The sequence below is a fragment of the Acidovorax sp. ACV01 genome (genome assembly GCF_014851495.1).
GTDB lineage: Bacteria > Pseudomonadota > Gammaproteobacteria > Burkholderiales > Burkholderiaceae_C > Acidovorax > Acidovorax radicis.
Genome location: NZ_JACUZT010000001.1, coordinates 523,623 through 539,443 on the forward strand (window position 1 = coordinate 523,623; position 15,821 = coordinate 539,443).

Sequence of the window (15,821 nt, forward strand, 5' to 3'; positions counted from 1 at the left end):
GGCCTGGGAGCTGAAAAATGAAAACAACAGTGAACCCCACCACACCCCATCGCTCGGTCGCGTTCAAGCTTTCGCTGACGGCACTGCTCAGCCTTCTTCTGGTGCTCATCATCACGATGGGCATCGTCAGCGCCTTGCTCTGGCAGAACTTTGGGCACCTTGCGCGTGGTGATGCGCAGCAATACGCGGCCCAGCTGCGTACGCTGGTGCAGATGTTCGATGAAACCGCACAAGAGCAGGCCAAGCGGGATTTCACGCTGTTCAAGGCCAACTTCCCGGGCAATTTCTCGCTGAGCGAGGTACCCGGGGCCGACGGCAAGCCTGAGGCGACGCTGGCGTTTCAGGGTGCTTCGGTCAACGGAAATTTCGAGGTGGTGGACCGGTTTTCCAAGGACAGCATGGGCGCGGTAGCCACCATCTTCGCGCGTTCGGGCGACGACTTCATCCGCGTGACCACCTCGCTCAAGAAGCAGGACGGCGACCGTGCCTACAAGACCCTGCTCGACCGCAAACACCCTGCCTATGAGTTGATGAACGAAGGCAAAACCTTCATCGGCCGCGCCAACCTGTTCGGCCGTGAGTACATGACGGTGTACGAGCCCATTCGCGAGGGCAATCGGACCATCGGCATCCTGTTCATTGGTTCGGACATCGCCCCCATCCTGGGCAAACTCAACACCGTGATGGCGGGGCAAAAACTATTTGCCACAGGCGCTGTCTACGCGGTCAACATTTCCTCTGGCCCTGCACGGGGCAGTGTTTTCGGGCTGCCGGGCGCCAATGCGGCACCCAAGATCGATGAGAAAGTGGACGATGCCAAAGCCTGGCTGGCGTCGCTGACGGGCGTGGAGCAAAGCGGGGATTTTGAATCGGCCTGGTCGCCACGCCGCAGCGGCGATGGCGACAATGCCACGCGTTTTGTGGCGGTGCAGCGCTACAAGCCTTGGAGTTGGGCCATCGTGGCCGAGGCGCCGCAGTCTGAAATGATGGGCGAAGCCCGCAGTGTGCTGACCTGGTTGTGGCTGGGGGTGTTGGTGGCCTTGGTATTGCTCGCCGTGGTGCTCGTGGTGGCCACACGCCGCCTGGTGGGGGCACCCGTGCAACAACTGAGCACGGCGCTGGGTTACCTGGCGCAGGGCGACCTCACGCACGCCGTGTCCCTGAAATCCCGTGACGAAATCGGCAGTCTGGCCCAGGCCATGGAGGGCTTTCGCGTTCGCTTGGTCGATAGCCTGAGCACCGTGCGCACCAGCGCCGAAAGTGTGTCCGCCGCCAGCACTGAAATCGCGCAGGGCAACCAGGACCTGTCGGGCCGCACCGAAAGCCAGGCCAGCTCGCTGGAGGAAACGGCGGCCAGCATGGAGCAGCTGGGTGCCACCATCCGCCACAACGCCGACAGCGCCAGCCAGGCCAACCAGCTGGCCGTGGGTGCCAGCCGAGTGGCCGCCCAGGGCGGTGACGTGGTGTCCAAAGTGGTCAGCACCATGCAGAACATCAACACCAGTAGCCAGAAGATTGCCGACATCATCGGTGTGATTGATGGCATTGCCTTTCAGACCAACATCCTGGCACTCAATGCGGCAGTCGAAGCCGCGCGTGCGGGCGAGCAGGGGCGTGGTTTTGCCGTGGTGGCTGCCGAAGTGCGCAACCTGGCCCAGCGCACGGCCGCAGAAGCCAAGGCCATCAAGGAACTGATCGGTGCCAGCAACGCCATGGTGCAGCAGGGCTCGGTGCTGGCCGATCAGGCGGGCACCACGATGCAGGAGGTTGTCAGCTCTATCCAGCGCGTGGCCGACATGGTTTCCGAAATCAGCGCCGCCAGCAGCGAGCAGACCGCTGGTGTGGGCCAGGTGGGAGAAGCGGTGACGCAACTGGACCAGACCACGCAGCAGAATGCCGCGTTGGTGGAAGAAATGGCTGCTGCGGCCAGCAGCCTGCAGACGCAGGCGCACCAGATGGTGTCTGCGATTGCGCAGTTCAACCTGGGGGGTGCTGGTGCCAGCACCGGTTTGCCAGCCCTGGCGGGTGGGGCCTCCCGCAACCGGGCAATTTCCGGCTGAATGGCCTAGACGGCCAAACGCCCGCGGGCTGCGGGCTGCGGGCGGCTTTGCCACGGCAGGATCAGCGAAACGGAATGGGCTTGCCCTTTGCTGGAGCGCTTTTCGGAAGCCGCGAATTGAAGAATTCGGCCAGCGCCCGCTGGGTATCGGGGTGTAGCCGCCAAGCGGTCCAGCCCAAGCCAATGCTGCGCAGGTACACGGTGACATGGGCGTCTTCCAGCGGGTACTGGATGGCGAGAGTCGGGTTGTCCTGCGACATCACCGGGACTCCGCTCCCACTGCTGTCTTGGGGGGCTGGGGTGACTTCGGGTGTCATCTGCGAGCGCAACATGGCCAGCTCACGAATCAGATTTTCGATCTCCGGCGCTGTGAGCGTTTTGTTGATTGCCAGGGTGGCCTGCGTGCGGTCGTCGCTCAGTTGCATGGGGTCTTTCCTTCTTTCGCTGAGAGTTGTGAAGGGCTCCATTGTGCTGCCTCCGGTCTGATGCCTGCCGATGGCCGTGGAAACCCGGGGCTGCACACCTTCGGCCAAGCCCGGTCCGGGCATGCTGCCGCGTGGCTACAATACGGCTGCAGTTGAAACTCTGAAGCGGCGCAGGCCCACCGGATGTCTTCAATGGCCAGACTGAAATACCGTTGTCAATCAACGGGTTACAGAAGGCGGGTGTAGTTCAATGGTAGAACGGCAGCTTCCCAAGCTTCATACGAGGGTTCGATTCCCTTCACCCGCTCCAGCCCTCCCAGGCTGACCAGCTTTTCCCCAACTCCCCTCCGGCTTTATCTCTTCGCACTGCGTGTATTGCGCGGGTTGCCTGCCATCATGTGGCGCTTCGCCAGCAAGCGTTGATTCCGCATATTCATAGTCGTTTTGTTTGGTTGGGCCAAGGACTGGGCCCTTCTAAATTCCGTGTACCGGGTGCCGCAAGCCCCGGCATTTCAACGACACGGAAAGGAAGACGATGCTCACCGCACCATCCACAACCACTTTTGCGCAAACGGCGCGCACGTGGCTCCGCGCCTCCGCGCTGGGCAGCGCCATGCTGGTCTGCAGTGCGGTATTTGCCGCCACCCCCATTCCCGCAGGACCCCTGGTCTCCACCGAGTGGCTGGCACAGAACCTCGATAACCAGCAGGTGCGCATCGTCGAAGTGAGCGTGAACCCTGGCCTTTATGAGCGCGGCCATGTGCCGGGTGCGGTCAACTTCTCGTGGCACCAGGATCTGAACGACCGCGTGCGCCGCGACATCGTGGGCAAGGAGGCCTTTGAGGCGCTGTTGTCCAAGGCGGGTGTATCGCAAGACACCACCGTGGTGCTGTACGGCGACACCAACAACTGGTTTGCAGCATGGGGAGCGTGGGTGTTTGACATCTATGGTGTCAAGAACGTGAAGCTGCTCGACGGCGGCCGCAAGAAGTGGGAGGCGGAGAACCAGCCGCTGAATAACCGCGTACCGGATTTGGCAGCCACCAGCTACAAGGTGACCAAGGTGAATACCGACCTGCGCGCCCGCCTGTCGGACGCACTGGCAGCCGCCGAAGGCAAGAGCAACGCGAAGCTGGTGGACATCCGCTCGGCCGACGAATACTCCGGCAAGATTTTTGCCCCGGCGGGTGTGCCCGAGCTGAGTATCCGCGCCGGTCACATCCCTGGCGCGGCCAACGTGCCCTGGGGCCAGGCAGTCAAGGAAGACGGCACCTTCAAGTCGGCTGAAGACCTCAAAAAGCTCTACGCCAGCGCAGGCCTGGACGGCAGCAAGCCCATCATCACCTACTGCCGTATCGGCGAGCGCTCCAGCCACACCTGGTTTGCGCTGTCCAAGATCCTGGGCTACAGCGTGAAGAACTACGACGGCTCGTGGACGGAATACGGCAACTCGGTGGGCGTGCCCATCACCAACCCGACGGGCACCATCTGGGCTGCGAAGTGAATGGGTTGACCGACAGAACCTTTTGGGAAGAAGGTGCAATGCAGAACAAAGAGAGTTTTTGATTTTTGGTAGGGGGTCTCCTTTACAGCCCGCCTTGTGCGGGCTTTTTTATGGGTGAGGTGCAATGACATACAAGATCAATTTCTCTCACGCAGGAAGCTTGGCGCTGCTGGCGGTATTGGTTTGGGCGGCCCAGGCACTGCGGGACCTGCCCGGCGGGCGCACGCTCGTTTTTGCGCTGGTCACGGGTGCGGTGTTGGGGCTGGTGCTGCAGCGCTCGCGCTTTTGCTTTTACTGCCATGCGCGCGACTGGTTGGAAGACCGCAACCCGCGCGGGCTGCTGGCGATTGTGCTGGCGCTGGCAGTGGGGGTGGTGGGCTATACCGTGGTGCTGGGCAGCTGGCTGCCGGTGCCCCAGCCGGGCAAGCTGCCGCCTGACATGCACATCGGCCCCGTGAGCTGGGTGCTGGTAGCGGCTGGGCTGTCGTTTGGCGCGGGCATGGTGGTGTCGGGCTCGTGCATCAGCGCGCACTGGTACCGACTGGCCGAGGGGTCAACGGTGTCGCCGTTTGCGCTTGTCGGGTCGGCGCTGGGCTTCATCCTGGGTTTCAAGACCTGGAACCCCTTGTACAGCCTGAGTGTTGCCGATGCGCCCGTGGTCTGGTTGCCCGCCCACCTGGGGTATGGCGGTGCCTTGCTGGTGCAACTTGGCGGGTTGGCCCTGGTGGCTGCCTGGCTGTGGCGTGGCTTTGCACGGGACGCCGCCATCACGTCGGCACCGGGTATCGGGCCTGCCGTGCCCGGGTTAGGCACCGTGTGGCGCAACCTGTGGACAGGGCGCTGGCACTACTGGGTTGGAGGACTGGCCGTGGGGCTGATGGGCGCCTTCGCGGTTGTCCGCATGCGACCATTGGGCGTGACGGCCACGCTGGGCAGTGCGGCCCGCCAGTGGGCGCAGGGGCAGGGCTGGATTCCTGATCGGCTCGATGGGCTCGACGGTTTTGCGGGCTGCGCCACCGCGCCGCAGTCCACCTGGTTCACTCCCAATGCCTTGCTGCTGGCGGGGCTGGTGACGGGGGCGTTTGTAGCTGCCCTGGCCAGCCACCAGTTTGCGCCGCGCTGGCCCACGTGGCGCGACGCCGTGCGCGGCCTGTCGGGCGGCGTGTTGCTGGGCTGGGGTGCGATGACGGGGCTGGGCTGCACCATTGGCACGCTGTTGTCCGGCGGCATGGCTGGGGCACTGTCGGGCTGGGTGTTTGGGGCGGCGGTGTTCTTCGCGGTGTGGGCGGGCCTGCGTGTGAAGGCGGTACTGTTTCGCTGACGATGTTGGGATTTTTTTAAGTGTTTTTGGCCGCTGGCGCTTATCCAGAAAGCGCTATTTGCTATCAAAATTAGTAGCAGCCACGCTTTCAGTGGGCATGAACAGCAGAGCCTGCGGCACCACGAATCGCGCGCCGTACGGCGTGGTCCACTCAAGGCGCAGACGGCCGTTGATGTGGTCCAGGTGCTGCACCTCAAGAGTGATCGGGTAGAAGCGTCCGGCGGTCAATTCGATCGTCGCGTCGGCGCTGGCGCTGGGCCCCGCCAGGGGCTGGCGCGCGACAGTGATACTGGCGGTTGGCTGGTCCGCATGGAATCGGTAGTGGCCCGACACCATGGGCTTGACCCAGCCTTGCCAACGCGCTGAGGCGGGGCGACGACCGGTCGGTTGTTGGGGCAGCCAATCGAACGAAGCGTCGAAATCCACCGTGCCGTCGGTGCGCACCAACAAGGGCAGGCCTTGGTCGAGGGCGCGTTCGAAGTAGATACCGCGCAATCCCACGCCCTTGGCGTTGCCTGCACTGCACAAGTCAGCGCGGGCGACAGCACGTTGCAGTTCGGCATCGGGCGCAGCGCGCACCGTGCCGGATGCGCCGCCACCGGCAGCGGACGATGTCTGCAACGCGACGGCGATGCACAGGGCTGCTGCCCAGCAAACGCCAGATGCAGTAGTGCTACCCGGCATCAGGGGATCACCATGGCACGCCCGTCGCCCAGAAGGTGAGAGTGACAGTCTTTCTGCGCGCGATCACAGTTCTTTACCCAGACGTCCACGATCTCGGACTTCCAGCCATTGAACCAGTCGCCGTGGCCGCTGTAGCCGGCCGGTTTGGTCAGGTCGTAGTCGTCGCTGCTGAGGCGCCAGTACTTGGTTTCGCCGGACACTTTGACCTCGTACAGGATCTGGTATGCAATCGCTGGAATTGCCACAGGATGGGTGGCCGGGCAGTGGCCGGTGTTGTTAGCCCCTACGCCGACTGGGTTGGCCATATGGCTCTTGTGGTCCGGCGAGTCCAGGTTCACGCCGTCCCAGCATTGCGGAAAGTCAACCCCTTGGACGAGCCAGGAGGTGCCTGTCTTGGGGCATGAGGGGATGGAGTTGGACCAGTTGGAGTTGCCTCCCTCCCATATGCAGGCGTACATGGCCGCGCCACTGGGCAGATCAGGATTGCCCTTTGCATCACCTGCCACCATGCGTAAGCCCGACGGCATGGCCTGGATCGACGATGCTGGCACTCCATATCCAGTCTTGTAGTAGAAGTTGCTCTCGAACATGGGCGTCAGCGGGCGGCCGTCGCGTGTGTCGATCATCGACGGCACCCAATATGCCGAGCGGTTGATCGTGCCTCCGCGGCAGGTGCTGTTGCCGGTGGTGGCCAGGCTCTGGGCGGTGGAGTTCGCATTTGTCAGCTTGTTGCCGAAGAACGTGTGCAGATGCGACTTGCCGGGCTGCCCGGGGTAGACGATCGGGTCATCAAAAGCCATGTGCGAGAACTGGCAGCCGGTGCGGAACGCGCCGATGTCCGATGGCGTCGGCTGTTCGGTGGTGGGAATCAGCATGTCCTTGTCCCACCCGGCGAACGTGCCCTTGGGAATCAGACTGGTGTTCACCGTCACGAGACCAGGGTTCATTGGCGTGGGGGCGGATGCCGGGGGGGAGGGGGGTTGCGGCACAGGTGTGGGCGTTGGCGTGGGGTCTGTGACCACTTGGGAACTTACCTCGCAGGTTTTTCCGCTGCCGGGTTTGGGATCGCTGCCGAAAAACGTCGTGCTGCAGGTGCCGGAAGCTGTGACGGTCTTGGTGACCCATACATCGGCCCACGCGACCCCCAAACGCACCACCTTCGTACCGTTGAGCGTGAAGGCCTGGCCTTCCGTGGCCAAGGGGGCCCAGGTGATGGCGGGCGTTGCCGGCGCAGGCGAAGGGACAGGTACCACCTCGGAACTTACTTCACAGGTTTTGGCATTGCCCGGCTTCGGATCATTGCCGAAGAAGGTCGCATCGCACGTGGCCGCGCCGGTAACGTTCTTGCTTACCCACACTCCGGCCCAGCTCACGCCAAAACGAACGACCTTGGTGCCGCTGACGGAAAAGGTCTGTCCTTCGGATGCGATGGGAGCCCAGGTCACGGGGGCTGCAGCCGCCTGGAAGTAACAAGACTTGACCACACCCCGCAGCGGATCGCCGAAAGTGGTGTTGTTGCAGGCCGCGCCGCCGGAGAAACTGCGGGGGCTGGTCCAGCTGGTGCGCGCGCCGTAAACCACCTGGGCCGACCCGCTGAATTCACATTTCTTTGATTCCGCTGCGCACAGGTTGAAACCGGTCGGTGGAATATCGCCCACCAGCACCTGGCACAACTTCTTGGTGCCTGCCACCGGGTCGCGGCCGAAGAATGCATTGGTACATTGCCCGGTGCCCGTCAGGATCTTCTCCACCCAGAGCGTGCCTGCCCCGTATCGCACGGTTTGCGGGCCTGTCACCGTGAACGAGGCCCCTTCGTTGGCCAGGGGATTCCACGTCGCGACCGCAACCGCTTTGGCCTGGGTCATAGCCTCGTCAGCAGTTGAGCTGGCTGCGGTCACATCGGCATTCGATACCGCAGAACTGCCACTGCCACCACCGCAGCCCGAAAGCAATGCGGTGACCATAGTGGCCCCCAGAATTCCCACCCTGCACAAGTCGATATTTATCATTATTGGCTTTCTGTTTAGTTATGAAGCTTCGTATCTTTAACGCTGACCTCCAAGGCTCCAGTGCGCCCGCCGTCTAACGATACGCAATGAATTTAGAGGCATCTCTCGGGCTGCGATGGAAGATTTCTTCCGTGCAGTTGAACGGCTGCGACATCCATCGAACGACCAGACGGGTATTGAGGTACCCGGCTTCGTTTGTGACGTAGCAAGACTGGGGCCCAATTACTTCTGAATGTCTCCCAGGCACAGATACTTGATCTCCACATAGTCGTCCATGCCGTAGTGCGACCCCTCGCGGCCCAGGCCCGACTGCTTGACGCCACCAAAGGGCACATGCTCGGTGGCCAGGATGCCCACGTTGGCGCCGACCATGCCGTATTCCAGCGCCTCGGTCACGCGGAAGATGCGGCCCACGTCGCGGCTGTAGAAGTAGCTGGCCAGGCCAAACTCGGTGTTGTTGGCCGCGTCGATGGCTTCCTGCTCGGTCTTGAACTTGAAGACCGGCGCAAAGGGGCCAAATGTTTCCTCGCGCGCGCACAGCATGTCGGCCGTGGCGTTGGCCACCACCGTGGGCTCGAAGAACTGGCCCGAGCCCAGCGTTTTCAGGCGCTGGCCGCCAGCCACCACCTGGCCACCCTTGGCCAGCGCATCGTCCACATGGCGCTGAACTTTCGCCAGCGCGGCTTCCTCGATCAGCGGGCCCTGGTTCACGCCGGCTTCAAAGCCATTGCCCACCTTGGCGGTTTTCACCTTGGCGGCGAACTTGGCCACGAACTCGTCGTACACGCCTTCCTGCACATAAAAACGGTTGGTGCACACGCAGGTCTGGCCCGCGTTGCGGTACTTGCTGGCAAAGGCGCCTTCCACGGCGCTGTCGATGTCCGCGTCGTCGAACACCAGAAAGGGCGCGTTGCCACCCAGCTCCAGCGACATTTTCTTGACCGTGGGCGCCGATTGCGCCATCAGGATGCGGCCCACCTCGGTGCTGCCGGTGAAGCTGATGTGGCGCACCACATCACTTGCGCAAAGTACCTTGCCGATGGCAATGGAGTTGTCGCTGTCGGCGGGCAGGATGTTGAACACGCCGGCAGGGATGCCCGCACGCAGGGCCAGCTCTGCGGCGGCCAGGGCGGTGAGCGGTGTCAACTCGGCGGGCTTGATGACCACGGTGCAGCCCGCAGCCAGGGCAGGGGCCACCTTGCGGGTGATCATGGCCAGCGGGAAGTTCCACGGTGTGATGGCGGCACATACGCCAATGGGTTGTTTGAGCACCATCAGGCGGCGGCTGTTGTCGAACTGGGGCAACACCTCGCCGTTCACGCGCTTGGCCTCTTCGGCGAACCATTCCACAAAGCTGGCGCCATAGGCGACCTCGCCCTTGGCTTCGGCCAGCGGCTTGCCTTGTTCGGCCGTCATGATGCGGCCCAGGTCGTCCTGGTTGGCCATCAGCAGGTCGAACCACTTGCGCAGGACGATGCTGCGCTCCTTGGCGGTCTTGGTCTTCCAGGGGCCCCAGGCCGCATTGGCCGCGGCAATCGCTGCCTCGGCGTCGGCGGGGCCCAGGTTGGCCACATCGGCCAGCTTGAGGCCTGTGGCCGGGTCGTTCACGTCAAAGCGGCTGCTGCCCGCCACCCACTGGCCATGGATGAGGCCGTCGGTCTTGAGCAGCGTGGGGTCGTTGAGCAGTGCGAGGGGGGAAGTCTTCATGTCCATGGGGTCTCCGGATGCAGGTGAAATAACGGCAAAAAGAGGGCGCTGTCAGCGCCAAAGTGCGGGCAGTGCGGTGCGTGGATGCGGGGCGACGGGCAGGCTATCACGGGCGGTGCGGGCGGGTGTCGCCTGCGTTGCAGGGCCCTGAGGCAGCTGAAAGATGCTGACCAGCTCGGCCAGACGTGCCGCCTGGCCTTGCAGGCTCTGGGTGGCGGCTGTGCCTTGTTCCGCCAGGGCCGCGTTTTGCAAGGTGGTTTCGTCCAGCCGTGCCATGGTGCCGCTGATCTCGCGGATGCCTTCGTACTGGCGCGCCATGGCGTGGTGCATGTCGCCGATCATGGCGCTTATCTCCTGCACCTGCGAGACGATGGCGCGCACCGAAGCCCCTGCCTGCTGCACATGCTGGTGGCCCTGCGCCACCTTGTCCACGTTGTGGTGAATGAGCCGCTTGATCTCTCGGGCTGCCTCGGCACTGCGCTGGGCCAGCGAGCGCACTTCGGTGGCTACCACGGCAAAGCCCCGGCCTTGCTCGCCAGCGCGCGCGGCTTCCACGGCAGCGTTGAGCGCGAGGATGTTGGTCTGGAACGCAATACCGTCAATCACTGCCGTGATGTCGCTGATGGTCTTGGACGAGGTGGAGATGTCTTCCATGGTGTCCACCATCTGCTGCACGGCATGTCCGCTGTCTGCCGCTGCGCCAGAGGCCCCGTCTGCGAGGCGATGGGCCTGCTCGGCCTTGACCGTGCTGTCCCGCACCGAATCGGTCAAGACGGACACGGCAGCGGCGGTTTGCTGCAGGTGGCTGGCCTGTTCTTCGGTGCGCTGGCTCAGGTGGAGGTTGCCGGTGGCCAGCTCTGCCGAGCCGGTGGCAATGCTCTCGCTGCTGTTGCGCACATCGCCGACCAGGGCCGCCAGGTGGCCGCGCATGGTGGCCATGGCCGCCATGACACTGCCCGGCAGGGCGCGCGCCGACCCGGCGGGGGGTGCTGCGCTCAGGTCGCCCTGGGCGATGGTCAGCGCCATGTGCGCCACATCGACCGGCTCGCCCCCCAATTGCCGCGTGATGGAGCGGATGACCATCGCGGCCAGGCCTGTGCCCAGCAGCAGCGCCAAGGTGCAGCTGCCCGCGAGCAGGGCCATGGAGAACACATAGGTAGCCCGACCTTTGGCGGCCAGCGCATTCGCCGCGTCGGTGGTGAACTGCCATTGCTGTTCCACCGCCGCTGCACTGGCCACAAACAAGCGCTGCGACCGGCCGGTGAACAGGCGCCGCGCTTCTTCTGCCCGGGTGGGGTCGGAGAGCGACTCCCGCGATACGGCGCGCAGCTTGTCCCAGTAGGCCATGGCCGTTTGCGTCACGTCGGCCACCGCCATCCACAAGGCCCGGTCTTCCTCGCCCGTCAGGCGCTGTTCATGTTCGGCGAGGCTGCTGCGCAGCTGGGCATGGGCTTCGTCAATGCCCTTTTCCAGAGGGTCCATCTCGGCGGCGGAGACGGTCATGAGGTGCTGTGCCTGCAGGATCCGGATGGCGGCCAGCTTCTCCTGCCAGGACTTGACGGCCTGCAACGATGGCGTGGTGTTGCGTGTGTAGTGGTCCAGCGTTTCATGGAGCACCAGGATGCGCTGCGCCGCCACAAGGCCCACGCCCGCCAGCAGGGCCAGCAGCAAGCCCAGCGTGCACATCAGGCGCACCCAGACCTTCATGGCGCTGACCGCCTGCAGTGTTTTTCGGATCATGGCGCGCCTGCCGCCCAGCGGCGCTCTACCGAAGCGCCCTGCGTGCGCCAGAAACCGGCGTCAAAGGCCAGGGACCTGCGCAGGTTGGCGGGGGCGGAGGGCAGGTCGCTGGGGGCCATCGACAGGTCGACCAACGGTGTGTGCGATGAGCCACCTCCTGCCGGTTCTGCAGACCGGGGGCGATTTTCTTCATAGCGCAGGATGGCACCCATGTGGGTGGGGCCGTAGGGAATCGCCTGCGAAAAAGCGAGCTGTGCGGCTTCCGACGTGGCAAAGCGAATGAAGTCCAGCGCCATCGCCTGCCGTGGCGTGCCCCGCACGATGGCCCAGTAGTCCATCTCGTAGATCGCATCCATCCAGACGATGGACAGGCGCAAGGACTGGGTGGCTGCATTGGCTGCAGCCACGCGCCCGTTGAAGGCCGTTGTCATGCTTACCGTGCCGTCGAGCAGGTTCTGCGGCCCTTGTGCACCCGACTCCCACCACACGATGTGGGGCTTGAGTTGTTCCAGCTTCTTGAGCGCGCGTGCCACGCCGGCCTCACCGTTCAACTGGGCATAGACATCGCGGCGGTGCACGCCGTCGGCCAGCAGTGCGATCTCCAGGTTGTAGCGCAGGCCTTTGCGCATGCCGCGTTTGCCGGGGAAGCGTTTGGTGTCCCAGAAGTCGGCCCAGCTCTTGGGCACTTCCTTGCCAAAACGCTGGCTGTCGAAGGCCAGCACGGTAGACCACACGAAGGCCCCAAGTCCGCAGTCTTGCACCGTGCCGGGTAGCAGCATGCTGGCGTGGGGCACGCCCGTGCGGTCAATGCGCTCGAAGTGTCCTGCGGCGCAGCCATTTGCCAGATCGGCGGATTCCACCTCCACCACATCCCATTCAGGCTTGCCGCGCTGGACCATGGCGCCCACCTGGGCCAGGTCGCCCGTGTATTCAACGCCTTGCACCTTGGCACCCTTGGCGTTGGGGGTGGCTTCAAAAGGCGCATAGAAGGCCCATTGCTGGGCTTTGGCATTGGCGCCGCCAAAATTGGCCACTGTCAGCGTCTGGCCAAGCGCGGGGCTCGCGGCCAACACCAGGCAACACGACACCCCAAGGGCGTGCTTCATCAAAGCTTTGCGCATGCTCAGCCCCTGCGCGTGCGCAGCCACTCCAGCGCCAGCAGCAGGCTGGTGGTAAAGAGGATGAGCAGTGTGGCCACGGCGGCAATGGTGGGCGAAATGTTCTCGCGGATGCCGTTGAACATCTGGCGCGGCAGCGTGGACTGGTCGGCCCCGGCCAGGAAGAGGGTGACCACCACTTCATCAAAGGACGTGGCAAACGCAAACAGTGCGCCGGATATCACGCCCGGTGCAATCACCGGCAGCGTGACGCGAAAGAAGGTGTTGAACGGTGTCTCACCCAGGCTCAGCGAGGCGCGCACCAGGTTGTGGTTGAAACCCGCCAGCGTGGCCAGCACGGTGGTCAGCACAAAGGGGGCACCCAGGGCTGCGTGCACGATGATGAGGCCGAAGTAGCTGTCGGCCAGGCCCAGCGGCGCGAAGTACAGGTAGGTCGCCACGCCCACCACGATGATCGGCACCACCATGGGGGCAATCAGGATGCTCATGAGCAGGCCTTTGAAGCGGAAGTCTGCCCGCGACAGCCCCACCGCCGCCAGCGTGCCCAGGGCCGTGGCGATCAACGTGGCCGCAGGCGCCACGATGAAGCTGTTGCGCGTGGCGCGGGCCCACTCGGCCGACTCGAACAGGTTGCGGTACCACTTGAGCGACCAGCCCGGGATGGGGTAGGCCAGGAACGAACTCTCGGAGAACGACAGTGGCACCATCACCAGGATGGGGGCCAGCAGGAACACCAGCACGGCGACGCACAGGGCGCGCACGGCCCACCAGCCGAGCTTGTCGGCCAATGTGGCGTACAGGGGGAATTGGGGCAGGCGAAACATGGTCAGCGACTTTCGGCTTTGGAGGGATTGATCAGCCCAGACTCAATTCGGCTTTGCCAATGCGGCGGTACACGCCGTACAGCACCAGCGTGGCGGCCAGCAGCAGGGCGCCCAGTGCACAGGCCATGCCCCAGTTCACTTCCACATTGGTATAGCGGGCGATGTAGTAGCTCAGCATCTGGTCGTCGGCGCCGCCCAGCAGCGCGGGGGTGACGTAGTAGCCGATGGCCAGGATGAACACCAGCAGCGCACCCGCGCCCACGCCCGGGTAGGTTTGTGGCACATACACCCGAAAGAACGCGGCGATGGGCGAGCTGCCCAGCGAAACCGCTGCGCGCAGGTAGGTGGGGGGCACGCTTTTCATCACGCTGTACAGCGGCAAGACCATGAAGGGCAGCAGGATGTGCACCATCGCAATCACAACGCCCGTTCGGTTGAACAGCAGCGCAAGTGGCTGCTCGATCAGGCCCAGGCCCATCAACCCGCGATTGACGAGGCCTTCGGACTGCAGCAGCACGATCCATGCGGCCACCCGCACCAGGATGGACGTCCAGAACGGCACCAGCACCAGGATCATCAGCACATTGGCCTGGCGCGCGGGCAGTGAGGCCAGCCACCAGGCCAGCGGGTAGCCCAGCAGCAGGCAAAACAGCGTCACCACAAAGCTGATGTGAAAGGTGCGCAGCAAAATTCCGCCAAACGCGCGCTGCTCCTCGGGCATGCGCTCGACATGGCCCAGCGCATCGCGCTGCAGGTCCACCGAGGCGAGCAGGTAGTCGGGCGTCCAGCGCGCGCCGTTTTTGGCAATCGCACGCCAGAAAGGTGCTTCGCCCCAGCGCGCATCTTTGTCGATCAGCTGGTCGCGGATGGATTCGGGTGCGCCTTGCATGGGCAGGGCGCGGAAGGCGCCCATCACCATCGAGCGCGCGCCGGGCACTTCCGAGTTCAGCCTGCGCGCCAGCGCGCCAGCGTCAGAGCTGTCAGGCAGGCGGGCCAGGTCTTTCATGAGCGCGGCATAGGCGGCCGGACCCGGTGCCTCGTGGCGGTCCCAGCCGTGCAGCGCCTCGATGGTGGCCGGCAGCGTGTTGGCCACCTCGGGATTCTCCACGCCGCGCTGCAGCAGCGCAGCAATGGGGACCAGCAGCGTGAGCAGCAAGAACACCAGCAAGGGCAGGGTCAGGGCAAAGGCCCGCCATTTGCGCCGTGCCTCGGCACGCGACAGCGCTTTGCGCAGTGCGCCGGGTGCTTGTGCGTCCCGGGCAAGGACGGCAGGGGCGATGGCAGAAGATGCTTGCATGGTGTCTTGCGCTCCGGGTGCAGTTGACTTACTGGGTGGCCCAGGCGGCGAAGCGCTTCTCCAGCGCCTCACCCTGGTCGGCCCAGAAGCTCACGCCGAACTGGATAGCTTCCTTGGCATTGCTGGCAGAGGTGGGCAGGTCGTCCAGCACCTTCTTGTCCAGCTTGGCGAGGGCGGTGGTGTTGGCCGGGCCGTAGGCGATGTTCTGCGCGTAGGCGGCCTGGTTGGCGGTCTGCATGGTGTAGGCAATGAACTTGACCGCAGCGTCCTTGTTCGGTGTGCCCTTGGGGATGGCCCAGTAATCCAGGTCATAGATGCCGCCGGGCCAGTAGATCTTGAGGTTGCGGCCCTCGCGGTTGGCGGCGTCGATGCGGCCGTTGAACACGGTGGTCAACACCACGTCGCCCGCCACGAGGAACTGCGGTGCCTGGGCACCGGCTTCCCACCATTGGATGTTGGGCTTGAGTTCGGTCAGCTTCTTGAAGGCGCGGTCGGCACCGTCTTTGGTGGCCAGCACCTTGTACACGTCGGCGGGCTTCACGCCATCGGCCATCAGTGCGAATTCGAGGTTGTAGCGCGCGCCCTTGCGCATGCCACGCTTGCCGGGGATCTTCTTGGTGTCCCAGAAGTCGGCCCAGCTGGTGGGGGCAGTCTTGAGCTTGTCGCCGTTGTAGGCCATGACGGTGGACCACACGAAGATGCCCACGGCGCAGTCGGACACAGCAGCGGGCAGCAGGTCGGCCTTGCTCACGATCTTGCTGTAGTCGAGCTTTTCATACAGGCCTTCGTCGCAGCCGCGTGCGGCGTCTGGCGACTCCAGCTCCACCACGTCCCAGGTCACCTTCTTGGCCTCGACCATGGCTTTGACCTTGGCCTGCTCGCCGTTGTATTCCACGGCCACGATCTTGTTGCCCAGCTTTTCGTAGGGCTCATAGAACGCTTTCTTCTGCGCGTTGGCGTTGGCGCCACCAAAGTTCACGACGGTAAGTTGCTGCTGCGCAAAGCTGGGCAGTGCCAGGCAGGCGGCCAGGGATGCGCAGGCGATAAGGCTCTTTTTCATGGTGCAGTTTTTCCTTGGGGTTGTGGAGGAACAGGGAAAGGGAACTTGGGTACAGGGGAGCGGAAAAGAGGAA

At 64.0% G+C, this 15,821-nt stretch carries 12 protein-coding genes and 1 tRNA gene; 4 read left to right on the forward strand and 9 right to left on the reverse strand.

Annotation, left to right across the window (positions count from 1 at the left end; translation table 11 throughout):
• The first annotated feature begins 17 nt into the window (after positions 1–17).
• On the forward strand, positions 18–2,060 hold the full coding sequence (locus tag IB243_RS02420) for a Cache 3/Cache 2 fusion domain-containing protein (protein ID WP_225584669.1): 2,043 nt from the start codon (positions 18–20) through the stop codon (positions 2,058–2,060).
• A gap of 61 nt (positions 2,061–2,121) precedes the next feature.
• On the opposite strand, the gene IB243_RS02425 is transcribed toward IB243_RS02420, so the two are convergent.
• Complete coding sequence (locus IB243_RS02425; protein WP_192424736.1) at positions 2,122–2,484, reverse strand: hypothetical protein; 363 nt, start codon at positions 2,482–2,484, stop codon at positions 2,122–2,124.
• 236 nt (positions 2,485–2,720) lie between these two features.
• Between IB243_RS02425 and IB243_RS02430 the strand changes: the two genes are divergently transcribed.
• From IB243_RS02430 to IB243_RS02440, 3 genes are all read left to right on the forward strand, one after another.
• Positions 2,721–2,794, forward strand: a tRNA-Gly gene (locus IB243_RS02430).
• A 225-nt stretch (positions 2,795–3,019) separates the two neighbouring features.
• Positions 3,020–3,988, forward strand: coding sequence for a sulfurtransferase (locus IB243_RS02435; RefSeq protein ID WP_192424738.1), 969 nt, complete (start codon positions 3,020–3,022; stop codon positions 3,986–3,988).
• A 124-nt stretch (positions 3,989–4,112) separates the two neighbouring features.
• Positions 4,113–5,309, forward strand: coding sequence for a YeeE/YedE family protein (locus tag IB243_RS02440; protein ID WP_225584670.1), 1,197 nt, complete (start codon positions 4,113–4,115; stop codon positions 5,307–5,309).
• 54 nt (positions 5,310–5,363) lie between these two features.
• Here the strand turns inward: IB243_RS02440 and IB243_RS02445 are convergent, their stop codons facing one another.
• From IB243_RS02445 to IB243_RS02480, 8 genes are all read right to left on the reverse strand, one after another.
• A complete protein-coding gene (locus IB243_RS02445) occupies positions 5,364–5,993 on the reverse strand; it encodes a PA14 domain-containing protein (RefSeq protein WP_192424740.1) in 630 nt (209 codons plus the stop codon).
• Positions 5,993–7,957, reverse strand: a complete 1,965-nt coding sequence (locus IB243_RS02450) for a DUF1996 domain-containing protein (RefSeq protein WP_192424741.1) — start codon at positions 7,955–7,957, stop codon at positions 5,993–5,995. The genes IB243_RS02445 and IB243_RS02450 overlap by 1 nt, the downstream gene beginning before the upstream one ends.
• Before the next feature lie 267 nt (positions 7,958–8,224).
• Positions 8,225–9,715 (reverse strand): NAD-dependent succinate-semialdehyde dehydrogenase, encoded by a 1,491-nt coding sequence (locus tag IB243_RS02455; protein ID WP_304503438.1) that lies wholly within the window; start codon positions 9,713–9,715, stop codon positions 8,225–8,227.
• 45 nt (positions 9,716–9,760) lie between these two features.
• Entirely contained in the window at positions 9,761–11,449 is a 1,689-nt protein-coding gene (locus IB243_RS02460) for a methyl-accepting chemotaxis protein (RefSeq protein WP_192424745.1), read from the reverse strand.
• Positions 11,446–12,555 carry an ABC transporter substrate-binding protein gene (locus IB243_RS02465; protein ID WP_225584671.1) on the reverse strand — a complete coding sequence of 370 codons (1,110 nt, stop codon included), beginning with the start codon at positions 12,553–12,555 and terminating at the stop codon, positions 11,446–11,448. The genes IB243_RS02460 and IB243_RS02465 overlap by 4 nt, the downstream gene beginning before the upstream one ends.
• 17 nt (positions 12,556–12,572) lie before the next feature.
• Positions 12,573–13,391, reverse strand: coding sequence for an ABC transporter permease (locus IB243_RS02470; protein ID WP_192424749.1), 819 nt, complete (start codon positions 13,389–13,391; stop codon positions 12,573–12,575).
• A gap of 31 nt (positions 13,392–13,422) precedes the next feature.
• Entirely contained in the window at positions 13,423–14,688 is a 1,266-nt protein-coding gene (locus IB243_RS02475) for an ABC transporter permease (RefSeq protein ID WP_192424751.1), read from the reverse strand.
• Between the two features lie 28 nt (positions 14,689–14,716).
• Positions 14,717–15,748, reverse strand: a complete 1,032-nt coding sequence (locus IB243_RS02480) for an ABC transporter substrate-binding protein (protein ID WP_192424753.1) — start codon at positions 15,746–15,748, stop codon at positions 14,717–14,719.
• Positions 15,749–15,821 lie beyond the last annotated feature (73 nt).

Excerpts from the sequence above, each read along its gene's own strand:
- IB243_RS02420 (WP_225584669.1), top strand. The coding sequence starts at position 18 with ATGAAAACAACAGTGAACCCCACCACACCCCATCGCTCGGTCGCGTTC.
- IB243_RS02425 (WP_192424736.1), bottom strand. The coding sequence starts at position 2,484 with ATGCAACTGAGCGACGACCGCACGCAGGCCACCCTGGCAATCAACAAA.
- IB243_RS02435 (WP_192424738.1), top strand. The coding sequence starts at position 3,020 with ATGCTCACCGCACCATCCACAACCACTTTTGCGCAAACGGCGCGCACG.
- IB243_RS02440 (WP_225584670.1), top strand. The coding sequence starts at position 4,113 with ATGACATACAAGATCAATTTCTCTCACGCAGGAAGCTTGGCGCTGCTG.
- IB243_RS02445 (WP_192424740.1), bottom strand. The coding sequence starts at position 5,993 with ATGCCGGGTAGCACTACTGCATCTGGCGTTTGCTGGGCAGCAGCCCTG.
- IB243_RS02450 (WP_192424741.1), bottom strand. The coding sequence starts at position 7,957 with ATGGTCACCGCATTGCTTTCGGGCTGCGGTGGTGGCAGTGGCAGTTCT.
- IB243_RS02455 (WP_304503438.1), bottom strand. The coding sequence starts at position 9,715 with ATGGACATGAAGACTTCCCCCCTCGCACTGCTCAACGACCCCACGCTG.
- IB243_RS02460 (WP_192424745.1), bottom strand. The coding sequence starts at position 11,449 with ATGATCCGAAAAACACTGCAGGCGGTCAGCGCCATGAAGGTCTGGGTG.
- IB243_RS02465 (WP_225584671.1), bottom strand. The coding sequence starts at position 12,555 with ATGAAGCACGCCCTTGGGGTGTCGTGTTGCCTGGTGTTGGCCGCGAGC.
- IB243_RS02470 (WP_192424749.1), bottom strand. The coding sequence starts at position 13,391 with ATGTTTCGCCTGCCCCAATTCCCCCTGTACGCCACATTGGCCGACAAG.
- IB243_RS02475 (WP_192424751.1), bottom strand. The coding sequence starts at position 14,688 with ATGCAAGCATCTTCTGCCATCGCCCCTGCCGTCCTTGCCCGGGACGCA.
- IB243_RS02480 (WP_192424753.1), bottom strand. The coding sequence starts at position 15,748 with ATGAAAAAGAGCCTTATCGCCTGCGCATCCCTGGCCGCCTGCCTGGCA.